Source organism: Ruegeria sp. YTSA135 (genome assembly GCF_059610165.1).
On record NZ_JBXWNC010000015.1, the window covers coordinates 58888 to 83577 of the forward strand.

The 24690-nt window shown below is 56.8% G+C and carries 23 protein-coding genes, 1 tRNA gene and 2 pseudogenes; 17 read left to right on the forward strand and 9 right to left on the reverse strand.

What is annotated here, in order from left to right:
- Positions 1 to 99: 99 nt before the first annotated feature.
- A complete protein-coding gene (locus tag AC2FIT_RS17560) occupies positions 100 to 1107 on the forward strand; it encodes an ornithine cyclodeaminase family protein (RefSeq protein WP_496831329.1) in 1008 nt (335 codons plus the stop codon).
- Complete coding sequence (locus AC2FIT_RS17565) at positions 1064 to 2614, forward strand: HAL/PAL/TAL family ammonia-lyase (RefSeq protein WP_496831330.1); 1551 nt, start codon at positions 1064 to 1066, stop codon at positions 2612 to 2614. The genes AC2FIT_RS17560 and AC2FIT_RS17565 overlap by 44 nt, the downstream gene beginning before the upstream one ends.
- 312 nt (positions 2615 to 2926) lie before the next feature.
- On the opposite strand, the gene AC2FIT_RS17570 is transcribed toward AC2FIT_RS17565, so the two are convergent.
- The 4 genes from AC2FIT_RS17570 to AC2FIT_RS17585 all read right to left on the reverse strand — a co-directional run bounded on the left by AC2FIT_RS17570 (position 2927) and on the right by AC2FIT_RS17585 (position 5946).
- Positions 2927 to 3874: a DUF1214 domain-containing protein gene (locus AC2FIT_RS17570; RefSeq protein WP_496831331.1), complete on the reverse strand. Its 948-nt coding sequence runs from the start codon at positions 3872 to 3874 to the stop codon at positions 2927 to 2929.
- Positions 3759 to 4817, reverse strand: coding sequence for a DUF1214 domain-containing protein (locus AC2FIT_RS17575; RefSeq protein ID WP_496831332.1), 1059 nt, complete (start codon positions 4815 to 4817; stop codon positions 3759 to 3761). The genes AC2FIT_RS17570 and AC2FIT_RS17575 overlap by 116 nt, the downstream gene beginning before the upstream one ends.
- Positions 4818 to 5000: 183 nt before the next feature.
- Entirely contained in the window at positions 5001 to 5252 is a 252-nt protein-coding gene (locus AC2FIT_RS17580; RefSeq protein WP_496831333.1) for a DUF6552 family protein, read from the reverse strand.
- Positions 5242 to 5946 (reverse strand): SDR family oxidoreductase, encoded by a 705-nt coding sequence (locus tag AC2FIT_RS17585; protein WP_496831334.1) that lies wholly within the window; start codon positions 5944 to 5946, stop codon positions 5242 to 5244. The genes AC2FIT_RS17580 and AC2FIT_RS17585 overlap by 11 nt, the downstream gene beginning before the upstream one ends.
- 123 nt (positions 5947 to 6069) lie before the next feature.
- On the opposite strand from AC2FIT_RS17585, the gene AC2FIT_RS17590 reads away from it, so the two are divergent.
- Positions 6070 to 6768, forward strand: a complete 699-nt coding sequence (locus AC2FIT_RS17590) for a LysR family transcriptional regulator (RefSeq protein ID WP_496831335.1) — start codon at positions 6070 to 6072, stop codon at positions 6766 to 6768.
- 732 nt (positions 6769 to 7500) lie between these two features.
- On the opposite strand, the pseudogene AC2FIT_RS17595 reads toward AC2FIT_RS17590, so the two are convergent.
- A pseudogene (locus tag AC2FIT_RS17595) lies at positions 7501 to 7725 on the reverse strand (transposase); the annotation flags it as partial.
- Positions 7726 to 7984: 259 nt separating this feature from the next.
- Here AC2FIT_RS17595 and AC2FIT_RS17600 point away from each other — a divergent pair.
- Positions 7985 to 8074, forward strand: a tRNA-Ser gene (locus AC2FIT_RS17600).
- Positions 8075 to 8347: 273 nt separating this feature from the next.
- On the opposite strand, the pseudogene AC2FIT_RS17605 reads toward AC2FIT_RS17600, so the two are convergent.
- Both AC2FIT_RS17605 and AC2FIT_RS17610 read right to left on the reverse strand, forming a co-directional pair.
- Positions 8348 to 8580, reverse strand: a pseudogene (locus AC2FIT_RS17605) (IS5/IS1182 family transposase); the annotation flags it as partial.
- A 103-nt stretch (positions 8581 to 8683) separates the two neighbouring features.
- On the reverse strand, positions 8684 to 9550 hold the full coding sequence (locus AC2FIT_RS17610; RefSeq protein ID WP_496831336.1) for a helix-turn-helix domain-containing protein: 867 nt from the start codon (positions 9548 to 9550) through the stop codon (positions 8684 to 8686).
- A gap of 348 nt (positions 9551 to 9898) precedes the next feature.
- On the opposite strand from AC2FIT_RS17610, the gene AC2FIT_RS17615 reads away from it, so the two are divergent.
- The 4 genes from AC2FIT_RS17615 to AC2FIT_RS17630 all read left to right on the forward strand — a co-directional run bounded on the left by AC2FIT_RS17615 (position 9899) and on the right by AC2FIT_RS17630 (position 13690).
- Complete coding sequence (locus tag AC2FIT_RS17615) at positions 9899 to 10639, forward strand: porin family protein (protein WP_496831337.1); 741 nt, start codon at positions 9899 to 9901, stop codon at positions 10637 to 10639.
- A 16-nt stretch (positions 10640 to 10655) separates the two neighbouring features.
- Positions 10656 to 11063, forward strand: coding sequence for a DUF2092 domain-containing protein (locus AC2FIT_RS17620; protein WP_496831338.1), 408 nt, complete (start codon positions 10656 to 10658; stop codon positions 11061 to 11063).
- Positions 11060 to 11272, forward strand: a complete 213-nt coding sequence (locus AC2FIT_RS17625; protein ID WP_496831339.1) for a hypothetical protein — start codon at positions 11060 to 11062, stop codon at positions 11270 to 11272. The genes AC2FIT_RS17620 and AC2FIT_RS17625 overlap by 4 nt, the downstream gene beginning before the upstream one ends.
- A 99-nt stretch (positions 11273 to 11371) precedes the next feature.
- The gene (locus AC2FIT_RS17630) at positions 11372 to 13690 is read left to right on the forward strand and encodes an arylsulfatase (RefSeq protein ID WP_496831340.1); all 2319 of its coding nucleotides are present in this window, start codon (positions 11372 to 11374) and stop codon (positions 13688 to 13690) included.
- A 168-nt stretch (positions 13691 to 13858) separates the two neighbouring features.
- On the opposite strand, the gene AC2FIT_RS17635 is transcribed toward AC2FIT_RS17630, so the two are convergent.
- Complete coding sequence (locus AC2FIT_RS17635) at positions 13859 to 14743, reverse strand: LysR family transcriptional regulator (RefSeq protein ID WP_496831341.1); 885 nt, start codon at positions 14741 to 14743, stop codon at positions 13859 to 13861.
- Positions 14744 to 14814: 71 nt separating this feature from the next.
- On the opposite strand from AC2FIT_RS17635, the gene AC2FIT_RS17640 reads away from it, so the two are divergent.
- Positions 14815 to 16041, forward strand: coding sequence for an oxidoreductase (locus tag AC2FIT_RS17640; RefSeq protein WP_496831342.1), 1227 nt, complete (start codon positions 14815 to 14817; stop codon positions 16039 to 16041).
- A gap of 120 nt (positions 16042 to 16161) precedes the next feature.
- On the opposite strand, the gene AC2FIT_RS17645 is transcribed toward AC2FIT_RS17640, so the two are convergent.
- Positions 16162 to 17703, reverse strand: a complete 1542-nt coding sequence (locus AC2FIT_RS17645) for an ankyrin repeat domain-containing protein (RefSeq protein WP_496831343.1) — start codon at positions 17701 to 17703, stop codon at positions 16162 to 16164.
- Positions 17704 to 17786: 83 nt separating this feature from the next.
- Here AC2FIT_RS17645 and AC2FIT_RS17650 point away from each other — a divergent pair, with 83 nt between their 5' ends.
- The 8 genes from AC2FIT_RS17650 to AC2FIT_RS17685 all read left to right on the forward strand — a co-directional run bounded on the left by AC2FIT_RS17650 (position 17787) and on the right by AC2FIT_RS17685 (position 24329).
- Positions 17787 to 17948, forward strand: coding sequence for a hypothetical protein (locus AC2FIT_RS17650; RefSeq protein ID WP_496831344.1), 162 nt, complete (start codon positions 17787 to 17789; stop codon positions 17946 to 17948).
- 76 nt (positions 17949 to 18024) lie between these two features.
- Positions 18025 to 18699 carry a Crp/Fnr family transcriptional regulator gene (locus tag AC2FIT_RS17655; protein ID WP_496831345.1) on the forward strand — a complete coding sequence of 225 codons (675 nt, stop codon included), beginning with the start codon at positions 18025 to 18027 and terminating at the stop codon, positions 18697 to 18699.
- 104 nt (positions 18700 to 18803) lie between these two features.
- The gene (locus AC2FIT_RS17660) at positions 18804 to 19013 is read left to right on the forward strand and encodes a YgaP family membrane protein (protein WP_068341026.1); all 210 of its coding nucleotides are present in this window, start codon (positions 18804 to 18806) and stop codon (positions 19011 to 19013) included.
- Entirely contained in the window at positions 19013 to 19447 is a 435-nt protein-coding gene (locus AC2FIT_RS17665; protein ID WP_068341029.1) for a YeeE/YedE family protein, read from the forward strand. Before AC2FIT_RS17660 ends, AC2FIT_RS17665 begins: the two co-directional genes overlap by 1 nt.
- Before the next feature lie 3 nt (positions 19448 to 19450).
- Positions 19451 to 19888 carry a DUF6691 family protein gene (locus AC2FIT_RS17670; RefSeq protein ID WP_496831346.1) on the forward strand — a complete coding sequence of 146 codons (438 nt, stop codon included), beginning with the start codon at positions 19451 to 19453 and terminating at the stop codon, positions 19886 to 19888.
- A gap of 22 nt (positions 19889 to 19910) precedes the next feature.
- Positions 19911 to 20795: an MBL fold metallo-hydrolase gene (locus AC2FIT_RS17675; RefSeq protein WP_496831347.1), complete on the forward strand. Its 885-nt coding sequence runs from the start codon at positions 19911 to 19913 to the stop codon at positions 20793 to 20795.
- A 28-nt stretch (positions 20796 to 20823) separates the two neighbouring features.
- Positions 20824 to 22503 carry a bifunctional protein tyrosine phosphatase family protein/NAD(P)/FAD-dependent oxidoreductase gene (locus tag AC2FIT_RS17680; RefSeq protein ID WP_496831348.1) on the forward strand — a complete coding sequence of 560 codons (1680 nt, stop codon included), beginning with the start codon at positions 20824 to 20826 and terminating at the stop codon, positions 22501 to 22503.
- 86 nt (positions 22504 to 22589) lie between these two features.
- Positions 22590 to 24329: a SulP family inorganic anion transporter gene (locus tag AC2FIT_RS17685; protein WP_496831349.1), complete on the forward strand. Its 1740-nt coding sequence runs from the start codon at positions 22590 to 22592 to the stop codon at positions 24327 to 24329.
- Positions 24330 to 24690: the final 361 nt, after the last annotated feature.

Here is a 24690-nt window from a genome sequence, read left to right on the forward strand (position 1 = left end):
TCGCTTTGAATCAGAATTTCTTAGGCAAGGCTTACATTTTTCGATCTGTAACGCCAGCGTCAGGATCCCATGATGTAGCAAACTCAGAGAGAGACACGCATGGCAAAGATCGAGATTGAGTATCTGGGGCAGCCGGAGATTGATCAGGTGGCGCTCACCAATGACGATATCCTGGATGCTGTTGAACAGGGGCTGATTGCCGCCGGGCAGGGTAAAACGGTGATCGAGCCGCGCATGCATCTGACCCCGGATCCGGCCTTCAACGGGCATTTCAACGTGCTGCGCGGCTATGTCGAGCCTTTGGGCTATGCCGGGGTCAAGGTAGTTGGCGATTTTGTCGACAACTACAAGCAAGGGCTACCGTCAGAGCTGGCGCTCTTGAACCTGTTTTGCCCGCGTACCGGCATGCCGCGTGCAGTGATTGATGCGGCCGGAATTACCGACATGCGAACCGGAGCGCTAACAGCACTTGGTGCCAAATGGTTGGGGCCGAAGAAACCCAGGGTGCTGGGTCATGTGGGCGCCCGCGGCACCTCATACTGGAACGTGCGCTTGCTGGACCATCTGTTCGATTTCGAAGAAATCCGAGTGCATTCACGCCGCCCGGAAAGCCGCGATGCCTTTGGAGAAAGGCTCAGCCGCGATCTGGGCAAGCAGATCATCGTCACAGAAGACTGGCAAAGCTGCCTGGACGGAGCCGACATTCTGATCGAAGCGACCCGGCTCAACCAGCCTACCCCGATGTTCCACCGCTCTTGGGTAAAAAAAGGGGCCTTGGTCGTGCCCTACGGCACGATGAGCGCGCTGCCTTTGGATTTCCCCAAAGGTTTCGACAAGTTCGTGATGGATGATTTGGGGCAGATGCGGGCCGGGCATCTTGGGGCGCTGCGGCCGCATATCGATGCGGGGCTGATCAGCGAGGAGAGCTTTTATGCCGAAATCGGTGAGATTGCCGCCGGGCTGAAGCCGGGCCGGGAAGCTGACGATGAAACAATCCTGTTCTGGCACCGAGGCATGTCTACCGGGGATATCGCCCTGGGCGCTCGGATTCTGGAGAAGGCCCGTGACCTGGGTATCGTTCAGAACCTTCTGTACCGGGACGCCTGAGATGGAGAGGCTCCGGCTGGATGGCACTTCGCTGACGGTTGAGGCGCTCAGCCAGGCTGCCAGGAATGCTGCACCCATTGAGCTTGCGCCTGCGGGGCTGGAAGCCATGGCACGCTCCCATGCTCTGGTCGGCCAGGCCATCCGGGACCGGGTTCCGGTCTATGGAGTGACCACGGGTCTGGGCGCCCGTGCAACCGAAGTGCTGAGCGCAGAGGCATTGGCGGAGTTCTCCGTCCAAACCCTGCGCGGTCGGGCCCATGCCATTGGTCCGGAAGAAGCCCCGGAGCTTGTCAGAGCGGGCTTGATCGTACGGCTGAACACCATGCTCAAAGGTCACAGCGCCGCCAGGCCCGAGGTCGCAGAGCATATTGCCGCCTGCCTGAATGCAGGCCTCACTCCGGTTGTCGGGCAAATTGGGTCGATCGGAGCGGCGGACTTGGTGCTGAACGCAACTGCTGGCCTGGCACTCATTGGCGGGGGACGAATGCGTGATTTCAAGGGTCGGGTCGGGCCAAGCGCAGACATGATGGAGGCCCATGGCATCAAGCCGCTGAATTTGGCACCGCGCGACGGGCTGGCGCTGGCCAATCATTCAAGCACCGTCAGCGGCATGGCGGCGTTGGCAGTCTCCGGTGCAGTCGGTGTCTTTGAGGCGGCACAGACCGCCGCCGCCCTGTCGATGGAGGGGTTTAGGGCCAATACCGGGCCATTGGCGCACCACGTGCTGATGGTCAAACCTCATCCAGGCCAATTGCAGGCGGCCGAGCGACTGCGGTGGAGGCTGGAAGGCGGTGCGTTGCTTGAACCCGGCCAAGCGCGTCGGCTGCAGGATCCGCTGTCGTTTCGCAACATTGCCCAGATCCATGGTGCTGCAGGCATGGCGCTGACACGGGCTGAGGAGTGCCTGGAACTGGAAATAAACAGCGCCAGCGACAATCCCGTTGCCTTTGCCGAAAAGGGCGAGATCACCTCTTGCGGTGCCTATTTCACCGCCGAGATCACCAGCGCGGTAGAAACCCTTAGCCGCTCGCTTGTGCCGCTCGCAATGGCACAGCTGGCGCGGAATGCAAAGCTCTTGAACCCAGAGTTCAGCGGCCTGCCGAATTTCCTGGCGATGCCGGACAGCGCCTCTAACGGGTTTGCGCCTGTGATGAAAGTGGCCGAGTCGCTGGTCTGCGAGCTGGCCCATACAGCACAGCCAGTGCCGGTCTGGCCAAGCCTGAATGCCAACGGGGTGGAGGATTGCCTGACCAATTCCCCAGCCGCGGTGAAAGCGTTGCTCCAGATCACTGGGCAACTGCAGCGGCTGACCGCGATTGAGTTGTTGGTTGCCTGTCAGGCGGTCGAGCTGCGCGGAACCGCCGGATCTTTGGGCAGCTTTCTCTCTGGCACCTGCCGGCAGATTCGGGAGATATCACCTGCGCTGAATGAAGACCGCCCTCTGGCAGAAGACATCGAACGGCTGGCGGAAAGCATTTCGCAAAACCGATTCACCGCAGAATCATAGCTGGCGGGCAACATTTCCTGAACTGCGGGGGCTGCCTTCAGTAGCAGGCATCAAAGGAGAGGGCCGTGACAATGACAATTCAACTGGGCAGTGGGCCATGCCCCCAATTGCACCAGTCCGATTTCTCCGGCGTCTTACCTGTTCACAAACCACGTAGAAAACCGCGCTGTTTCCCGAACAGGCCACGTGTGACCAGCGCGGCGAAGGTGTCGGGAGGGCCCGTTGCGGCTGTCCCTTGGACCGTTTCGGGGTGTTCAGCTTTTCAAAGTTCCCAGGTCAATATCACCCTGCGGGAAGAATGTCGGGGAATACCTAACTTCCGTCGAGGATTTCGGCGCGGGGCTGATAGAGGCGGATCGTGTAGTTCCAGCCCGGCGTGATTGGGATGCAGTTGATCCGACCGTCCTCGCAGCCGCCGAAATGGATGGTGAAGGAGCCGTCGTCGTTTGGCGTGGCGGAGGTCTGGTTGTAGCTGTTCCGGCCGAGATCGTTGGGCATCAGGTAGCCCTCGGCGTCGTAGACGGCGATCGACCAGAAGGCGTCCACCAGTACATTCCTGACGGTCACCACATGGGGTGTTTCGCCGTCATTTATCTCGACGGCATCGACGATTCCCTGAGCCGTGGTGCCCGGTCGCCCAGCCCAGCCTGCCATTCCGATCAGGTGGCCGAGCGGGTCAATTTCGCCTCGGCGACCGAAGGAGGTGGTGGACTCAAGCCCGACGACCGCTGCCAGGTCGCTGACGGCCTGGCGCGCTGCGGCGAGGGCCTTTAGATCCCAGTCCGGCGCATCAAAGGGACCGTTTCCGCCGCCTTCGATGACAATGCCGTCCTGCACCGCATGGGCGCGGGCGGCATCTTCGGGATCGCCCGCGTTGATGAAGGTGCGGAACAGGAGCATTGCGAAGCGGGTCCCGACCTCGTCTTCGGTAAGCTCGTAAGAACCGGGATCGGCATAGGCGAAGTAGTAGTGATCCTGGCTGATGACCAGCACGGACTGAAACCGTCCGTCGGCCTCCGGCAGCGTCACCGTCACTGGCTCTGACAGGTCGATGATGGCGACAGAGTACAAGGTGTCCTGATTAGCGCGGGTGCGCAGAGCGCGAGGGCAAGAAAAAGGCGTTGCATTTTCTCTGTCCCCTCTATCAGTCCACCGGCTGTACGGTAGGGAAGGTCCACGATCCGTCGAGGATCTCGAGTCCCGGCTGGTACATCCGCACGGTGTAGTTCCACCCGTCCATGAGCGGCAGGCAATTCTCACGCCCGTCGTCGCAACCACCGAAATGCACAGTCATGGAGCCGTCCTCGTTGCGCGCCCCCATAACCGAGTTGACGGTGTAGGCGTCAAGCGCGTTAGGTTCGAAGAAGCGCTGGGCGTTGTAGAGGCTGATCGACCAGAAGGCGCCGACAGGCACGTCAGCAGGCACCTCTATCCGGTATTCACCGACGGACAGCCGCGGGTCGATGCCGAGATAGAGCGCCTCGTCCTCCGGCAGACCGCCCCAGCCGACGGCCGTACCGACCATGTGGCGCACCGGATCGACGTCGCCCTGTGAGCCAAAGACACGGGTGCTGTCAGGAAAGAACGGCGCGAGGCCGATCAGAGCGGCCACGAGGCGTTCGTAAGCGTCCTCGTCGTAGTTCGGCAGGATGAAGGGCTGCGCGGAAGCGGCCTCAATCACCATCTGATCCTGGATGGCATTCACCTCCGCCACGTCCTGCGGGTTTGATGCATCCACCAGAACGCGCATGTAGACCGCGACGTAGGGTGTATCGAAGGTCTCCAGATCCAGCGTGTAGGTGCCACCACCGTGGAACACCTCGTTGATATAGTGATCCTGGTTGACGATCATCGCCGACATGTACCGATCCCCGACCTCGGGAAGGGTCAGCCTCGCGCCCTCGCTAATGTCGACGATCGCAGTACTGTAAAGCGTGTCGCGGTTCATGCTGATCGTCGGCTGATTGTCGACGGGCGTCGGTTCACGGAAATGGTAGAAGCGGTTCAGCCCGCCCGCGAGCGCGACATACTTGGCGAACTCAATGTCTGTCGCGGCGCGGTTGAAATTGTCGATCGCGACCGGAATCTCGCGGGCGTCCACGAGAGCGTCGAGGTTGTCGTCGGCGAACTGCGCCAATGCTGGCGCACAGAATAGACCGATCGTCAGAGCTATGATCGGACCGAGTTGGATTAGGCTCATCATACAGCACGTCCCCCTGCCCAACATACAATTAGCCTTATTAAAGACTTTCTGAAGTCAAGCATTGATCGGCCTCAATGACAGAAAAGTCCGCTTTTTTTGCATTCCCATACCTTGCAGCTAAGGTCCGGAGCAACCCCAGAGGCGCGGATGCTGCGCTACGTACCAATGGCCGCTCTAGCGTGATCAGCTGCTCGTCATACCGGCAATCATTGCACCAAGCGCGACTAGATGGACAAGCATCAGCGCCTTGTCATTCCATAATGCGCCCACGGCGAACCATCCCACCACACCGACGAGAAAAAGGTAAAAGTTCCAGGGCGTCCAGCCGAACCCTGTCGCAGTGTATCCCGCGATCTGAATAGCGGAGGCGCCCCATTTGACCGCAAAGACAAGGCGCTCGCGCGATGGTCCAATAGCAATGGTGTCAGACGGCACGGGTCAGGCCCCCATCAATGCGCAGGTTTTGGCCTGTCATGTAGCCACCATCGACGGAGGCGAGCCATGAAATCAGAGAGGAAACCTCAGCGGCGGAGCCGTATCGTCCTATGGGAATGCGCGCTTTACGGTCTTCGGTCTCGGGTAGGCTGTCTATGAAACCCGGAAGGACGTTGTTCATGCGGATGTTCTCGGGCGCATACTTATCCGAGTAGAGCTTTGTGAATGCGGCAAGTCCGGCCCGGAAGACGCCAGAGGTTGGGAAAAGGGGGTCGGGCTCAAATGCCGCAAAGGTCGAGATGTTGATGATCGCTCCGCCCCCCTGTGCTTGCATCACAGGTGTGATCAGCCTTGTCGGGCGGATCACGTTCATCAAGTAGACTTCCATCCCTTGATGCCAGTCATCGTCGCTGATTTCGAGAACTGGTCCTTTGGGCCCGTGACCAGCAGAGTTCACCAAGACGTCAATACGGCCCCAACGATCCTTCGCGCCCTCGACCAAAGCGCTCAGCGCTTCTCCATCAAAGTTGGAGCCAGTCACGCCAAAGCCGCCGAGTTCGCCGCCGAGCGCTTCCCCCCTGCCAGACGAGGACAGGATGCCAACCTTGAACCCGTCTTTCGCCAACTTGCGGGCTGCATCCGCACCCATGCCGCTGCCACCTGCTGTAATCAGAGCTACTTTTTCTACTGTCATCTCTAGCGTCCTTTCATGATTGAGGCCTATATCACGCATTGTTGGGGAACTTCGATTGAGAATTGATGTTTCTTGGCAATAGAAATACTATTGCAAAATGACCGACTTCCCCCGCTCAACAGTTTGCGTGCTTTTGATGCAGCAGGCCGCCGCCTTAGTTTCCGCGCAGCGGCTGATGAATTGGGTGTCACGCAAGGGGCCGTTGCGCAACAGGTGCGCCAACTCGAAGCGCATCTTGATGTGCCCTTGTTTGAGCGGGTGCCAAAGGGCCTGACATTCACATCAGTCGGACGCAGCTTTCACCACAGGATAGCCGAGGTGTTCGCAGACCTTCGATCCGCAACGGCCGAGCTGAAACCAGAACCGAACAAAGTCCTTATCAGTGTCACTCCCACCTTTGCTGCGAAATGGTTGATCCCCAATCTACCGGACTTCACGGCAGCACATCCGAATACCGATTTGCGGATTTTGGCCACCGAGAAAGTTTCCAGCTTCCATAGCGATGGGATCGACCTTGCAGTGCGCCAGGGATCGCCACCATTTGGTGCATCACTGGAAGCGACGTTGCTGTTCAAGCAGACGCTGATCGCTGTTGCAACACCATCGCTTGCGGATGACGAGCCTTATCCGCTTGAACCAAGAACGCTGTCCAAACTGCCGAAGATCCATGACTCCCACGACCTTTGGCCAAGTTATCTTGCGTATTTGGGCGTGCAAGACCAATCGCCTCGTGGCCTGCGCCTAAGCCAGACGTCACTTGCGGTAGATGAGCGCCTGACCCAGATTTGGGGCACAATAGGCAAAACCTGCCCACGGCCATAGTGCTGCGCCGTCGTTCTGGCACCAAGCTGCACTCCAAACTCGTCACACCCTACCGTCCGGTCAGCGGAATCCGGCGATCCGGCGCGCAAAGAACACTGAGTGGAAGATCATGGCGCCGCAATATCGTCCGCAACGCCTTTGCGCTGGCCATCTCCTCGAACATTCGCGGGAAGTTCCCCCATCCCCTGATTGTCGTCATCGGCACCAGATGGTTAAATTTCTCTCGTCATCCGATGGTTTTATGTCCCGCGTCTTGCGCGTCCCGGGGCGGTCGAGATGAAAGGGAGCGGCGATCGTGATTGGTTCTCCGGCTCCTTTAACGGATATCATAAATTCGTGCGAAAAGCAGCTGGCTACGCGCGCGTTTGCCCCTGTCTAAGCCGTGCCAAGCGTCGCGGCGTGCCGAGTGAGACCGATTTCGGGCTTTGATCTCGGAGCCGATTTGCGGTGACACAGAATTGTTCCCGATCCTGCCGCTTTTTGAATGTGGGTTACGAAATTGGCGACCAAACTGGTTCGCACCCGTGGAGAAAGCTCGCCTTCCGGCGGCCTGCACCATCTGTAAAGTTCGGTACAGATGCGCAAGTTTGTTCAAGAACGGCTGCTTTCGCTTCCCAAGGGCTGGACCTAAACACTTGCAGCGAAGGGGTGCTTCCCGCTGATCCTGTTGAAAAACATCGTGTTGCGAGCGCGGAAAGTGGTGTTCTAAACTGAAGACGAGCACCTTTTTAGTCACGCTTTGCACGTGTGCTGCTGTGCAGGACAGATCTTAGCCAGTTTGCGGAGGTTTTGGGCGGTGGTGGCGAGGAGGAATTCGTCACTTGCGCCGCATGGGCCACGTAATCGGAGGCGTCCGACGCCAAGGATGCGTTTGAGGTGGGCGAAGAGCATCTCGACTTTCTTTCGGAGTTTCATCGAGATGTCGTACTGCCTTGTCTTGGCAATGTCGCGGGCGACCTGTCACACTCATGTGCGGCCGTTAGCATGCAGCATCCTGATCGGGCGACTCACAATGCGACCGGAGTAGGGCGTAATCAAGTTCAGGATGATTCACGTGAACATTGCAGGAACACGTCTGCACGGATTTTGCACGCGTATCACGTGCAGTTCCTTAAATGTTCCCGGAAATTTGAAAAAACTCCCTATTTTTCTGGTGCGGTAAAAAACTGAAAAAAACGCCTTGTTTCTCTAGGTTCCGGCAAATATACGGGTCAGCGGAGACGTGGCCGAGTGGTCGAAGGCGCTCCCCTGCTAAGGGAGTAGGCGGGAAACCGTCTCGAGGGTTCGAATCCCTTCGTCTCCGCCACAACATTGCCTGTTGGTTTTGAAAGGTTTTGTGGCCCACGTATTTTAGCGGGATTTCCGTAGAATATGTGGCGTAATGGCAGTTAGAGACCTGAAATCACATGCGATATACCCGCCAAAAATGGCTAGAGTCTCCATTTTACATTTGGCGCGATACGATTTTCGGGGCCTTTCTGGCGCTGGACTTGACTTTCGGTTGAATGGAAGTTGTTCGCCGCCTAATTCTCCAAGTCGTTCTGCGACCGCCCGACGAGCTGCACGCATGTCTTTAGCCCACCCCAAGCATCATTCGCGCAAAGAGGTCTTTCTCGCTCCGACGCTTCCACCGGTTGGAGAGCGTCTTGTGCGGCCCGTAGGTGGCGCTCGCCCGCGTAAGCCGTTGCGGTTGATGAAGATAATCGCACTCAGCACTCGTTGGCCATCAACGCGAGGCTTGTCATGGGATTTGGGGAATTAGGACTTTAGACGCGCCAATTGCGTGTCGCTCAACCAGAAACGATCAGGCATGATACGGCTCCGTTTTCCGGGCCGTGACCGACCCAGTGCGTTGAAAATCAGTACACCCTGACCCCAGCGTTAAAGAGGCCCGTCTAGCAGCCCTGACAGGAAATCACTGAAGGGCTGTCTGTCTCTTGAGGTGACTTGGCGTTTTGCCGGTCCAGCGTTGTACTGCGCGCGTGAGCGTTTCTTGTTTGGTGTATCCCAATTCGTCAGTGAGAATGAGTAAAGGCGGCGGCCGGTCTAGGGAAAGCTGGCCGATCGCATATTGGGCGCGGGCCTTGTCCAGAAGCTCAGAGAAACTGGAACCCTCTTCGTTGAGGCGACGTTGCAGCGTGCGTGGACTCAGACGACTTGCTTTCGCGATGTGCTCAACAGTTGGCCTGCAAGACGGAAGCATTCCGCTCAAGAGCGTTGAAACAGCATCACACAGCATGGTCGCATCGCATAATGCCGGCAAGCTTTCCTCTTCGGCAACGTCAGTGAAGCTGGCGTCTGACAGGCTGATAGGTTTATTGGCCAGTGACAGTGAGATCTCGATGTCCAGGACCCTGCGTTCGTTTGAGTAGACCCTTTTGTCCAACCAAGGCTTGAGGTGTTTAAGTCCAGTTTCGGGATGCGGGACCAAACTGACGCTTTTTATTGCGTCTCTCACACCTGCGAGTTCGCAGATCGACATCACCATGGCCGCCGTAAACTGTTGAATGAGGTGCAACGACTCGTCTTCGCCCAACCTTGATGACCAGCCCTCGCTGATATGCAGGACTTCATCATGCTCAGCGACCATCAGGCTTTCATGGGTGCAATGCGTATGCATTGATTTCGCGATGTTGTGGAAGCTATCACCTAGCGTGGTAGCGCGTGAAACCGCGCCAGTGATAAGACCAATTGCAAGCACCGACCGTTGGTCAATCATGCGAAAAGGAGCGTCCGGACCGACGTCTCGGGCGATGTTCTGCAGCAATGTGACCGCGTCCAACAACGGTATTGCCACCGTTGGATCGTCGGGCGGCACCCATTCGAGATTCGCAGCGTACAATCGTTCAGATACGCTGTACCCGTTTTTTTCAAGCCAACGTCGGATTGGAAAAATTACCGAGGCGCGTATCAGGGGAAGATGACGTGACATGCCTCCAGCAGACTACTTTTTGGCGCGTAAAGTCAAATAGGAGGAACAAGTTTGATATAGGTCAATGGGTGGGGGCCAAACACGTTCTTAAGATGGCCTTCGTAGGGGACGTGCCGAGGTCAGATCATATCTTGTTTTCGTGCAATAGAGCGTAGCAAGTTGACCGTTCACACCCCCTGAACATTCAAGGGGTGTCAGATGATAATCAGGAAAACTGGATTAAGAAATTTCTTAAGTGCGGTTGGCGCTTTGGCAGCGACAGCAACCGTGGCAAACGCGCAAGATGGTCGGTGGACTTATGCGGCTTCGATCTATCTTTTTGCGGCCGAGACAACCACCCAAATCGGATCCGTAGAGTCGAAATTGAGTTTCAGCGATGCGCTGGAAAATCTGGATATGGCGTTCATGGGTGCATTCGAAGCCAGCAACGACCAATGGAGCTTTGGGTTGGATTACATGTACACCAACCTTGGGTTTACGGGCGACACCCCCGGTAACGTTTTCAGCGGTGCCGAGACGAGTTTGAAAACCCAGATTCTGACTGGTTTTGTCGCTTACCGAGTTCTTGAAAACCAAAATGCGTCTATCGATGTTGCAGGCGGAATTAGATACTTCGACACGGAAACCAAGCTGAAACTCGTTGGTGGCCCGCCGGTTTCGTCAGTCACTGCCAGTGAGGATTGGATCGATCCGATCATCGGGGTACGCGCAAACATGCGGTTTTCTGACCGCTGGTCCGGCACCGCATTTTTTGACTATGGCGGCTTTGACGGTGACAGCGAGACCTGGCAGGTTCTTCTGAGCGCGAATTACGCGATCAATGCAAACTGGGACCTCCGTTTCGGCTACCGGTATCTTGACGTCGAAAATACCATCAGCGGAACTGACTTCAGTTTTGAACAGTCGGGCCCGATTTTTGGCGCGACGTATCGCTTCTGACGGGCGGCACGCAAAGATGATCACGGAAAAACCGGCGAAACTAGACCTGGAGCCACCGAAATCGATATGCAAAGCGCTTACAGCCCTGACTCTTGCCGCGCTTTGTGCCACGCCCGCAGCATCTGATGAAGGTCACGCCCGCGAATGCGACCATCTTGCATTCAGGACGCCGGAGGTCGACTGGCAGGTCTGGATCGCGCAAGAAGCCGATCCGTTCTCCTGCAGGTTTACAATTACTTCCAAATCAATCGCGCTGGATCCGCAATACACGATCGATGTTCGAGAGTGGTCGCCGGACGTCCAGCTTTCAGGCAAAGTCTTTGACTTTGCCGCTACTGCCAACGCAATCGAAATCGATGCGAGCGACGCAGCAGATGCCTTCGGAGATTTGCCCGCGCACTTTTCAATAGGAGAAATTGAATGAGCAAGCTACGCAGACTGTCGCTTTCGCTCGACGTGTTGCACGCGGCTGCCACGTCCATCGAGTTGGCGGGTAACCTTGGGCAGTGGGATGGCTTGGGTTTCGTTGGAAAGGCTGAAGCTCGCGTAGGCTGGCCGTTGACCCGGGTAAGTGTTGCTGGCGTGGGTCGGCGCATCGTGCGCCGATGTGCCTCTGGTGCCAACAACTGCTGAGATTGGCGCAAAAGCATGGATTTCAGGGACTTAAAGGGATTTCACTAACCAAGAGGAACTAGGGAGACGATTTTCATGTTGACCAAGAGCAGACTTATTATGTCCGGGGCTAGCGTGCTTTTTGCGTTCGCGGCACATGCCGAGAATGATTTGGATCGTGAAGTATTGCCGATCGCGCTCCCTCACACCAAGGGTTATGTCGAACTCGATGTGCGCGACACGTCCCCGCCGCCTTTCTTTCAAGTGAAAGCCCCTGAGAATGCGCCTAATGTCTTGGTTGTTCTGGTAGATGATTTGGGCTTCGCAGGAACGAGCACCTTCGGTGGCCCCGTCGAAACAGATGTTTTCGATGAATTGGCGACGGAGGGCCTTCGATTTGTTGATTTTCACACCACAGCAGTCTGTTCGCCAACGCGAGCCGCGCTGAAGAGCGGCAGAAATCATCATGTGAACAACATGGGTGGAATTATCGAAATGGGCACGGCATATCCGGGTAACACCGGCCAGATCCCGAAATCCGTTGCGCCCATCGCTGAGGTTCTGCGGCTCAACGGGTATGCCACCGCCGCCTTCGGTAAATGGCACGAAACAGCCGCTTGGGAGGCGAGCATTGCAGGCCCGCAGGATCGTTGGCCGACACGTCAGGGGTTTGACAAGTTCTATGGGTTTCTCGGGGGCGAGACGAACCAGTGGGCACCCTTTATTTATGATGGTGTGCACCCGGTCGAATTGCCCGAAGATCCAAACTATCACTTCCTTACCGATATGACGGATCAGGCGGTTGCTTGGATCCGCTACCAGAAAGCCCTCACGCCGGATCGTCCTTTCTTTGTTTACTTTGCGCCGGGCGCTACGCATGCGCCCCACCACGTTCCGCAGGAATGGTCGGAGAAATGGAAGGGAAAGTTCGATGCGGGCTGGGATGTGCTTCGCGAAGAGATCCTGGCGCGCCAGATCGAGCGCGGAATCGTCCCGGAAGGAACGAAGCTTGCACCCAAGCCCGAAGCCATTCCTGACTGGGATACCCTGAGCGAGGACGAAAAGACCTTGTACAAACGACAGTTCGAGGTTTTCGCGGGTTATGTCGATATGACTGATTACGAGATCGGCCGTGTCGTTGAAGCCGTCGAAGCGACAGGTCAGCTTGATAACACGCTGATTTTCCTCGTTTACGGTGACAATGGTACAAGCGCTGAAGGCGGTCGTAACGGCATGTTCAGCGAAATGACGTATTTCAACGGTGTGCAGGAACAGGTGTCAGACATGCTCACCAAGCTCGACAAATGGGGCGGGCCCGAAACCTATCCTCATATGGCGGCCGGGTGGGCCGTCGCCATGGACACGCCCTATCAGTGGACAAAGCAGGTCGCGTCGGACCCGGGTGGCACAAAGGTCGGTATGGTCGTCCATTGGCCTGACGGTTTCAAGGCCAGAGACGAGCAGCGGGATCAGTTCACTCACGTCATAGACGTCGCACCAACCATCCTTGAGGCTGCCGGCATACCAGAGCCGCGCGAGGTCAATGGCGTCTCGCAGTATCCTATGGATGGGATCAGTATGCTGTACACCTTTGACGATCCGACCGCAGAAGAGCGCCATACCACGCAGTATTTCGAAATGTTCGGAAACCGGGCGATTTACCATGAGGGTTGGTGGGCACGCACGATTCACAAAGCACCTTGGGAGCCAAAACCGCGCAGAGCGCTGGCTGACGATATCTGGGAACTTTACGATACCACCACCGATTTCAGCCTCACTAATGATCTTTCCGAAGACATGCCGGAGAAACTGGCCCAAATGCAGACGATCTTCATGCAGGAAGCGGCGCGGAACAACGTTTTGCCTATCGATGACCGTGTCTTTGAACGCATCAATCCGGCGTCAGCTGGCCGACCGGACCTGATGGCCGGACGGGCGTCTATTACACTGGCTGGCGGCATGACTGGCATGACGGAGAACGTTTTCCTCGACATAAAAAACAAGTCCAAGACGATTACTGCAGAAATTGAGGTGCCGAAAAGTGGTGCCGATGGAACGATCATCGCACAAGGTGGGCGTTTCGGCGGCTGGTCCCTTTACGTTAACGGCGGTGTACCCGGATATGACTATAACTTCCTGGGGCTGGAGCGCTTTTCGATCACTGGGACCAAGAAACTCGCTCCCGGGCGCGCTACTCTCCGCTTTGAGTTTGACTATGACGGCGACGGCCTTGGAAAGGGCGGAGATGCACGTCTATTCGTTAACGATACGCAGGTTGGTGAGGGCCGCATCGAGCGGACGCAGCCACACATCTTTTCCGCTGATGAAACGGCCGATGTGGGTGTAGATCTTGCTACGCCAGTGGTCGAAACTGTCGGATCAGAAGCCGCCTCACGGTTTACTGGAACGATCGACAGTGTGACAGTTGTAGTGAAATGAAGCCTGTTTGCTATAAATCGCGATCAGAAAATTCAGGTCGCGTTTGTCAGACGATAGCTTGGGTCGCTGTGACCGCTTCGTCGTACAGGCCGTCTACCTGCTGTGCCCGCGTTCCCGGTTTACACGAACGCCCAGCTTGCACGTCTCGAACTGTCGGGCTCTGCTTGGTCAGCGGACGCGATCTGCCAGAAAGTCGATCAAGCTGCGCGTCCGGTATGGCAGGAATGCCGTTTCGGGGCGCAGAATAAAGATACCGCCGCCAGCATCCGGTTCTGTGTATTCTTCCAGCACTGGCACAAGACATCCTGTTTGCAGGTCGGTCGTGGTAAGGAACGATGGTAACCACGCAATGCCAAGCCCAGAACGGCACGCCGAATGGAGCGCCTCGAGGTTGTTGCAGGAAAAACCCGCGCCAAGTCGCGCCAAACCGCCCTGCGGTTGGGTAAAGCCCCAGTCTGAAAGCTGCCTTTCCTGCCCGAGTCGCAGACATCTGTGGTTTGTCAGATCATCGGGCTTTTCAGGAATACCATGCTGTTCAAGATAGTCAGGTGTCGCACAGGGCAGGCGAGGATTATTCATCAGTCTTCGAGAGACGAGGGACGAGTCGGGCAAGACGCCGCTTCGGATTGCAAGATCGAAGCCATCACCGATCAGGTCGACGATCTTGTCCGTCAACAGTAGCTCTATCTCGACTTCCGGGTGACGTTCCATGAATTCGATCACCAGGGGCACGACCTGCCGACGACCAAGCGCCGCTGAACTTGTCAGGCGTATCGTACCGCGCAAAGTTAAGGCATCATCGGCGATATCCGCCTCGAGCGCTGACAGGCGGGCAAATAATCCTCTGGCTTCCTCGACGTACCGCCGACCCGCTTCTGTCAGTGTCATGCGTCGAGTCGAGCGGACAAGCAGCGGAATATTCAATCGCTTTTCCAGTTGATGAACCCGTTTGCCAACCGCAGACGGGGTGTACCCCAACGCTCTGGCTGCTGCCGAGAAACTGCCATGATCAACAACGGCCAGCAGGATTTCCAGTTCTGTCTTCTGTGTCATCTATTCCAAAAAGTATCAAGATTTGATCCTGATTACTCAGTTATCCTTAAAGCTTTTCCAAAGTATATCAGATGTACGCTGATAGCCCGAGGAGTTCTTCTTTGCACGCCGTATCGACACAAACTCTTTTTACACCGCTGACCCTGCCAAATGGGTGTGTGCTAAAGAACAGAATTATCAAATCGGCCATGTCGGATTCACTGGGGGATGGTCAAGGCAACCCGACCGCCATTCAGATACGGCTGTATGAGCGGTGGGCAGAGGGTGGGCTGGCAGCCTCAATCATCGGAGAGGTCCAAGGCGATCCGCGATACCCTGAAAAACCGGGTAACCTTATTCTGGATGACAAAGCCAATACGGGGGCGTTTCGCGAACTTGCTCGACGCGGATCGGCAAACAGGGCGCACCTTTGGTTGCAGCTTGGGCATGCCGGGGCACTGGCGCATCTGCCGATAAGCAAACCCAGAGGGCCAAGCCAGATGGACTTTCCTCAATTCCGCAGTGAGGCCATGTCACGCGCTGAAATCGAAACCGTCCCCGAGCGTTTTGCGAAAACAGCGCGCCATGCGGCAGAGTTGGGTTTTGGCGGCGTTCAAATTCATGCCGCTCACGGGTTTCTTCTGAGTCAGTTTCTGTCTCCGCTTTTTAATTATCGAACCGATGCCTATGGGGGTTCGATAAACGCGCGAATGAGATTGCTTATCGAAACTGTCGAAGCTGTTCGCGCCGCAGTTCCATCTGACTTTGTTGTTTCGGTAAAGTTAAACGCGACCGATCAGCTTGTCGGAGGTTTGACCGAAGAAGCAGCCCTTAAGGTCGTGGCTGCTCTGGAAGGGAAGGGTGTTGATCTTCTGGACATCAGCGGCGGCACGTACTTTCCTGGTGCTCCGTCGAGTTCGGAGCGCAACACTAAAGGGCCCTATTTTGTCGAGTTTGCCCGCGCGGCGCGTCAACTGACGTCGATACCGCTCATGGCGACAGGCGGGTTCAAACGCCACGAGGAAGCCGAAGCTGCCGTTCGTTCCGGGGATGTGGATGCGGTAGGATTGGCACGTGGATTTGTGCTTGACCCTTGCTTACCAGCGACATGGAAAGCAGGAAAAAGTAGTCCTGCGTTTCCTCGCTTTGACACGTTGTCCCCCGGTAGTATGACCGCTTGGTTTACCATGCGCATGACGGATCTTGGGGCAGACCGTGAGGGAATTGTCGATCGCGATCTCGACGAAGCTGTCGCAGAATACGAAAAACGTGATGAGCAGCGTGTCGCAATTTGGAAGAAACGAGGTTCGGGTCACTAAGGCTTTTTGCACAGTCAACGGCTTGTGCTGCTCCGGCTAGAAATGAGTATACAAAGCCCTTCAAGCGCGGTTCATAAGCTACGCCTGCCTTGGTCTTTGTTTTACCGTGCACTATCCGAATTAGACAACGCCATGTTCGACAACTTGTTCGGGATGGGACTCTGCCCAGTCAGCCAGGAAAGCGGACATCTCGGGCACCGTCGCAAACCGTGCTGCTTTTCGGGGCAGCACCACACCCTTTGCCAACGCCATACGCGCGCATTCTATGTGGTCGCGGTGTGCTCTTTGCTGGCAGTTTTCCGATCCGTGGATAATGGTTGACAACAACGTGCCTCCGTAAGCGTTGGTGTGTTCGAGATCGGGGTTCTGGCCCAGAAAATAGGACATGACCTCGACCATGCCCTCCCAGCCAGCCAGGTGGAGCGGCGGCATTCCCATCTCGTCCGGATGATTGGGGTCAAAGCCCATCTCAACCAAACGCTGCATATGAGGCAGGGATCCTTCGCGCCAGACGAGGCGGCACAGAAGGCATTTCATCTCATCCGACAGCGCATTCATGTCTATCATGTCACCGGGTTCGGACGCGCCGTCCGCTGCCCGCGCAAGCTGCTCTTCTGTCTGCGAAAGCTGGGTCATCGCACCCGCGTGTTCCAATACCTCCACTACGTCACGGTTCCCGAAGATTCGGGCAAAGGCATAGGGCGTATGACCGCGACTGACGGCGTTTGGATCTGCACCGTGATCCAGCAACAGTTGGGCGATTTGGCCCGAAGCCAGGCGCCGCGCCGCTTGATGTAGGGCGGGGATTACCAGTGAGGGTTCACCCGACGGGTCCGGGGCAATGCCTTCATTGGGGTCCGCGCCGTGTTCAAGCAGCAGGCGAACGGTCTCGGCGCTGTTGAAATCAATGGCGCGGGGAAGTGCATTCGTGCCTTGGGGGTCTGCGCCATGCTCCAGCAACAAACGAAGACCAACGGTATGGCCAAGCTCGGTCGAATGGTAGAGCGACTCTTTATCGTTTGGATCTGCGCCTTTCGACAGCAGCCACTTTGCCAATGGCATATTGTCTGCATGCCCAATCGCACCGTAGAGCGCGGACAACTGGTGTTCTTCTGATGGGTCGAAAGCGAAACTGTCATTCACATCTGCGCCGTGCGCCACAAGCAGTTCCGCCATGACCAGCATGTCACTTTCTTTTTCAGGCGCTGACTTGATGTGTCTAGAAAACGCAAGATGACACATCGGGCGTCTTGGTGGATATTTGCGCGTGGCGGCCCCTGGGTCCTGAGTCAAAATTTTGCGCATGGCGTCGATTTCGTACATCGCGACAAGAAGGGGGACTTGCCCCGCCGCAAGATCTGGCTCATCTGCAAGCAGGTGCGCGACTGTCTCGGGCGAGCCGTTGTATAGCGCCCAACGCAGCCGTCCCTGTTTCTGCGCGCGATCCATGCCCTGCGTTTCTTCGGCCAATTTCAGTGCAGGCCACGACGCATATCCCGTTTCACGCGCGATGACGTGTAGGCAATCGGCGTGTTTATAGACGCCGTTCTTGGGTGTAGGAATAATGCCATGAATGCGCAGCAACGCGCCCTTGTCGCCCGCAGTCAGAGCTTTGCCCAGTGCCTTGGCATTACGGCGTAATTGGTCGATTGATTTTGTCATCGGTGTTCCCTCCGCTGCCCGAGGGTCCGCTAAACCGGGCTGAGAAACCGATGTGGTTTTCGTGTATTCTCTGCGAGGTGCCGATGACAGCTTTCCGCGGACTGGGTGGCCGCCTCAAACGGCCTGACATGAGTGTACCGCTCGCCAAGATAGCACGCAAGTCGAACGGGTCGCAGGCATCGGTTTCACTGGGGCCGGAAAAATTCGCAACGAAAGTCTGGTGTTTCCCGACCAAGACACTTTGAATACACGACAATTGGCGACTCGGACAGACCGGAACGCGTTCGCTTTTCCAGGCAATCAAGAACAGGGGCAAACAAGATGGAAGGGACATGGATCGACAAGTTCAAGGGGCTAAGCCGCCTGCCAGACGATATTCGCGCAGATCTTGAGGCCGGAAGCCAGATCATCTCGGTTCCCGCTGGTACGAAGGTCTTTGGGCCCGGGCAGTCGGCTGACAACCTGCTGCTCCTGCTGGACGGGACGGTTCGGGTTCAGCAAAAGTCGGAAACGGGGCGCGAAGTCTTTCTCTATCGTGTGCATGCCGGTGAAAGCTGTGTCCTGACGACGGCTTGCATGCTGGCTTTCGAAGAGTATTCAGCGGATGGGATTGCTGAGACAGATGTGCGCGCTGTCGCCATTCCGCTTTCGACTTTCGATCGACTGGTCGCGACGTCGCCCGTCTTTCGTGAGTTTGTATTTACCGCGTATTCAAAACGCATCACCGACCTTTTCACGCTTATAGATGACATCGTGTTCCAACGTATGGACGTGCGTCTGGGATCGCGGCTTTTGGAACTCGCGGACGAGAACGGCGTGGTGCACGCAACGCATGCTGTTCTGGCGACCGAGCTTGGCACGGCGCGCGAGGTGATCTCGCGGACGCTGTCAGAGTTCAACCGCCGTGGCTGGGTCGAACAATCGCGTGGCGAAGTACGGCTTACTGGCCGGGCAGGGATAGAACGGCTGGTCAGGTCTTCTGGCGCGGGTGTCTGAACCCGGCGTGTTTGCTGTTTAGTTTGCTTTTGGTGACTTGGTCACCAAAGGATCGGTCAGATGTATGCCATGGTACATCCATCGAATCTCGATGGAGTAGGAACATGACCACCAACATGGGAAAATTTGACCGTGGCGGCCGACTGGCTATTGCTGCGGTGTTATTTGTTTTGGCGTTCGGCACGAGTGCTTTGGGGACAGGTCTTCTGTTCTGGCTCGCGCTTGTCGTGGCGGGCATCTTCACGCTGACGGCCTTTGTCGGGAATTGCCCGATTTATAGCCTTATCGGCCTCAAAACCTGCCGAGACTGCTGATGATTGAGACGGCTTTCACTCCTTGGGCGTCGCTTGCAGGCGGTGTCCTGATCGGCGTATCCTCGACGCTTCTTATGCTAATGCTTGGGCGTGTTTTTGGCGCAACCGGTATCTTGGCAGGCTTGTTTCAACCGGCTTCTGGTCAGGATTTCTCGTGGCGTGCGGCCCTTGTTGCCGGGATGGTTTCGGGTCCGGCTGTCGTCTGGTTGATGACCGGCCAAATGCCCGCTGTTGAGGTTCCGATTTCGACCCTCGCCCTGGTTTTGGGCGGTCTCATCGTGGGTGTCGGCGTGACCTACGGCTCGGGCTGCACATCAGGGCACGGGGTTTGCGGAATGGCGCGCCTGAGCCCGCGGTCCATCGCCGCCACGATCACCTTCATGATCTTCACCGGCCTAACGGTCTATATCATCCGCCACGTGATCGGAGGTTAAACCATGAGACTGATCGCAACATATCTGATCGGCTTGATCTTTGGTGTCGGCATCTCGATATCAGGCATGGCAAACCCGGCCAAGGTTTTGAACTTCTTTGATATCGCAGGCACGTGGGATCCGTCGCTGATCTTCGTGATGGGCGGGGCGCTTGTGACCACGTTCATCGGCTATAAGCTCGTCTTCGGACGAAGCGCACCGATCTTCGAGCCTGATTTCAAAGTGCCCGCTAATCGCGCAATCGACGCTCGCCTGATCGGCGGCTCTGCCGTTTTTGGAATTGGCTGGGGCATCGCGGGTTTCTGTCCGGGTGGCGCGCTGCCGGCGCTAGGTACGGGTCGGTGGGAGGTCGTAGCCTTCACCGCAGCTTTGGTGGCAGGAATACTTCTTGCCAAGTTCATTCAATCATTCACGGCGCCGCGCCGTACCAACGCGGCGTGATCCGTTTCAGGAGGAGACAAACATGATCGACTATCCTGTCAACATGGATATCAAACCCGAGGTTCAGGCCTTTTTCGACGAGGCCACAAACACGATCAGTTACATTGTGAAGGACCCGGCATCGAACGCCTGCGCGATTGTCGACAGCGTCATGGACATCGACTACGCGGCAGGTCGCATCACCTATGATCACGCGGACGAAATTATACGGCAGATCAAGGCGCAAGGCTTGAAGCTGGAATGGATCATCGAGACCCATGTCCATGCCGATCACCTGAGCGCCGCGCCGTATATCCAGCAACAACTGGGCGGCAAGATCGGTATCGGTTCGAAGATCATGGTCGTGCAGGATACGTTCGGCAAAGTCTTCAATGATGGGACAGAGTTTCAGCGCGACGGGTCCCAGTTCGACCGGCTTTTCGAAGATGGCGATACCTATATGGTCGGCAATATGCAGGCCTTTGCCATGTACACACCGGGCCATACCCCGGCCTGCATGGTGCATGTCATGGGTGACGCGGCTTTTGTTGGCGATACGCTCTTTATGCCGGATGGCGGGTCAGCGCGTGCTGATTTTCCAGGCGGTGATGCGGGTGTTCTTTATGACAGCATTCAAAAGGTTTTGGCGCTGCCGGATGCAATGCGGCTGTTCATGTGTCACGACTACGGCCCCAATGGCCGCGATATTCAATGGGAGACGACAGTCGGCGACGAGAAAGCCCACAACATCCATGTTGGCGGTGGCAAGTCGAAAGAAGAGTTCGTCAAATTCCGTACCGAGCGCGACGCGCAGTTGGATATGCCCAAGCTGATCATCCCGTCGTTGCAAGTCAACATGCGCGCTGGCGAGGTGCCGACCGACAAAGACGGAAACCCGATGCTCAAGGTGCCGGTTAACGGTCTTTGAGCAAAATCTGCTCTGGTGGAGGGAAAAAATGGAACTCAGGAAAATCTCGCCGAAATTCACGGTAAGCCCGCAAATCTCGGTGGACGACATCCCTGCAATTGCCGCAGAAGGCTTCCAGGCGATCATCTGCAACCGGCCTGATGGTGAAGGGGCCGATCAGCCCTCTTTCGAGGAAATCGAGGCGGCTGCAAAGGCCGCTGGCCTTCAGGCGCGCTATGTGCCCGTTCAGGCCGGCATGGTAAGGGACGAAGATGTCGGGGCGTTTGGTGACGCTTTGGCAGACCTGCAACGCCCCCTGCTGGCTTATTGCCGAACAGGCACGCGGTCGGCGACGCTCTGGTCGTTCCACGAGGCAAAGAAACGCCCGATGTCCGAGATCCTCTCCGCGACCAAGACGGCAGGTTATGACATGAACGGCGTGGCCCGTCGTATCGCCAACGGGGGTAAGACCCCGACAGATACGGGTGATGCACATTTCGAAGTTGTCATCATCGGTGCGGGCGCGGGCGGCATTTCGGTTGCCGCCAGCCTCAAATCCCGCAAGCCCGGTTTGAACATTGCTGTCATTGATCCGGCCGACATACACTATTATCAGCCTGGCTGGACCATGGTTGGCGGCGGTATTTTCGACGCGCAGAGCACGGCAAAGACCATGGGCAGTCTGATCCCGAAGGGTGTGCACTGGATAAAGTCCGCCGTCGCGGCGTTTGAGCCGAAGAATAACGCTGTCATCCTCGATGGCTGCCGGGTCGTGAAGTATGATCGCCTGGTCGTGTGCCCTGGTCTGAAACTCGACTGGGGCAAGGTCGAGGGGCTTGAGGAAACGCTTGGGCGCAACGGCGTCACGTCGAACTACCGGTACGATCTGGCGCCCTATACATGGCAATTGGTAGAGCAGATGAGGGAAGGCCGGGCAATCTTTACCCAGCCGCCGATGCCGATCAAATGCGCGGGCGCACCGCAAAAGGCGATGTATCTATCTGGTGACGCGTGGTTCCGCCGTGGTGTCCTGAAAGACATCGACATCCAGTTCATGAATGCAGGCGGTGTGCTGTTCGGCGTCAAGGATTATGTCCCCGCCCTGATGCAATACGTCAAGAAATACGACGCGGGGTTAAACTTCTTCCACAATCTCATCTCGGTCGATGGCCCGGCCAAGAAAGCGACCTTCAAGGTTACAAAGCCCGATACTGATCCCACTGAGGTCACGGTTGAGTTCGACATGATGCATGTCTGCCCACCGCAAACGGCACCGGATTTCATCCGTGTCTCTCCCTTAGCCGATGCCGCTGGCTGGGTTGACGTGGATCAGGCCACTTTACGCCACAAGGAATTTGAAAACATCTGGTCGTTGGGTGACGTGATGAATGCGCCCAATGCCAAGACCGCAGCCGCAGCACGCAAACAAGCCCCCACCGTAGCCGACAACATCGTTGCCGACATTGCAGGGCGCTCTGCGGTGGCTCAATACGATGGTTACGGCTCCTGTCCGCTTACGGTAGAACGTGGCAAAATCGTTCTGGCCGAATTCGGATATGGCGGAACTTTGCAGCCCTCGTTCCCGAAATTCATTCTGGATGGAACAAAGCCAACACGCACGGCATGGTTCCTCAAGGAAACGGTACTGCCGCCGATCTACTGGAAAGCCATGCTTCGGGGCAAGGAATGGATGGCCAAACCAGAAAAGCTGAAGGTCGTGGTTGAGTAAGTTGCTGACGCGTTTGCGCATTTTCTTCCTTCATGCGCGATGAATAACGGGCGGATCAGATCCGCCCCTTTTTACGGATGAACACGATGATTGACCATCTGCGCCGCTACTTGCCGGTTCTGGACTGGGGTCGCACCTATGACCGAAAGGCATTTTCGAATGACATGATTGCTGCGGTGATCGTGACGATCATGCTGATACCGCAATCCTTGGCGTACGCCCTTTTGGCGGGCTTGCCGCCAGAGGCGGGCATATATGCCTCAATCGCGCCGATTATCTTATATGCGATCTTCGGCACCAGCCGCGCGCTTGCGGTGGGGCCGGTCGCCGTTGTGTCACTGCTGACCGCCTCAGCCGTGGGGCAAGTCGCCGAGCAGGGGACGGCAGGCTATGCCGTTGCAGCGTTGACGCTGGCATTCCTGTCGGGCGGATTTCTTGTTCTGATGGGGGTATTTCGTCTGGGCTTTCTCGCCAATTTCCTCAGCCACCCCGTCATCGCCGGGTTCATCACGGCCTCGGGTATCCTGATCGCGACCAGCCAGCTCAAACATATCCTTGGTATCAGCGCCCATGGGCACACGCTGCCCGAAATGCTGGGTTCTATCTTCGCGCATCTGAACGAGGTCAACTGGATCACGCTTGTGATTGGCGTTTCTGCCACTGGCTTCCTCTTCTGGGTGCGTGGCAACCTCAAACCCGCGTTGCGCAAACTGGGCACGCCACCGCTGATTTCCGACATTCTGACCAAGGCCGGACCCGTGGCCGCTGTTGTCGCAACAACCCTGTCCGTTTGGTTGTTAGGGTTGAATGACCGCGGCGTAAAGATTGTGGGTGAGGTTCCGCAGAGCCTGCCGCCTTTGACGCTTCCGGGTTTTGCACCCGACCTTTTGAGCGCACTTCTTGTTCCTGCAATCCTGATTTCGATCATTGGCTTTGTCGAAAGCGTTTCCGTGGCGCAGACCCTGGCGGCGAAAAAGCGTCAGCGGATCGACCCGGATCAGGAACTGATTGGCTTGGGGGCCGCCAACCTTGGCGCTGCGTTCACAGGCGGCTACCCGGTGACAGGTGGTTTTGCGCGCTCGGTCGTGAATTTCGACGCCGGGGCTGAAACACCAGCCGCTGGTGCCTTTACGGCCGTCGGGTTGGCGATTGCTGCTGTCGCGCTGACGCCGCTGGTCTACTTTTTGCCGAACGCAACGCTGGCTGCAACGATCATCGTCGCCGTGCTGAGCCTTGTTGACCTTTCAATCCTGCAAAAGACATGGCGTTATTCTAGGGCCGATTTCACAGCTGTGGCGGCGACAATCGTTTTGACCCTTGGCCTGGGTGTTGAGGTCGGAGTTGCCTCGGGCGTCACGATCTCTGTCCTGCTGCATCTCTACAAGACATCGCGCCCGCATGTGGCCGAGGTCGGCCTTGTTCCCGGGACCCAGCATTTCCGAAATATCCTGCGTCACAAGGTAGAAACAGACCCGGCACTGGTGACCTTGCGAGTGGACGAGAGCCTCTATTTCGTGAACGCCCGGTTCCTTGAGGACCTTGTGCAGAAACGTGTCACCAATGGCTGCGGAATCCAGAATGTCGTCCTGATGTTTTCTGCCGTAAACGAGGTGGACTATTCTGCCCTCGAAAGTCTTGAGGCCATCAACCATCGCCTGAAGGATATGGGGGTCGGTCTTCACCTTTCAGAAGTGAAAGGGCCGGTGATGGACCGCTTGAAGCGGTCGCATTTTATCGACGACTTGAACGGGCGGGTATTCTTGGCGCAACACGACGCATGGGCCGCACTTTCCAAACAGAATGGACAAGCGAAAGCAGCGGAGTAAACAGGTAGTAGCGGCAACAAAATTCCTCTGCCGGGTGTTGGCCTTGTCGGGTGGCAGGCAGGCTGGTTTCATGGGAGTCCACGTAAATCATGCACGCGACGATACATGTTTGGACACTAAAACCTATGGCCGTACTTCTGCATGTGTGTGTTCTCACGTGCCTCATTTTGCCAGGTTTCGCGGTCGCACGGGATGTGCGCGAGCAGCATGTTCAAACTGTTCTTGATGCTGTTGACGCCGTCTGCAGCCTGCCAAAGCTTACTGGTCTTGCTGCTCAGACCGCCATTCCCGGCAGTTGGCTGATCAGCGAAAAATATCGTCCCAACATCGCAAGACCTCGTGTGATATCCATTCGGCTTGT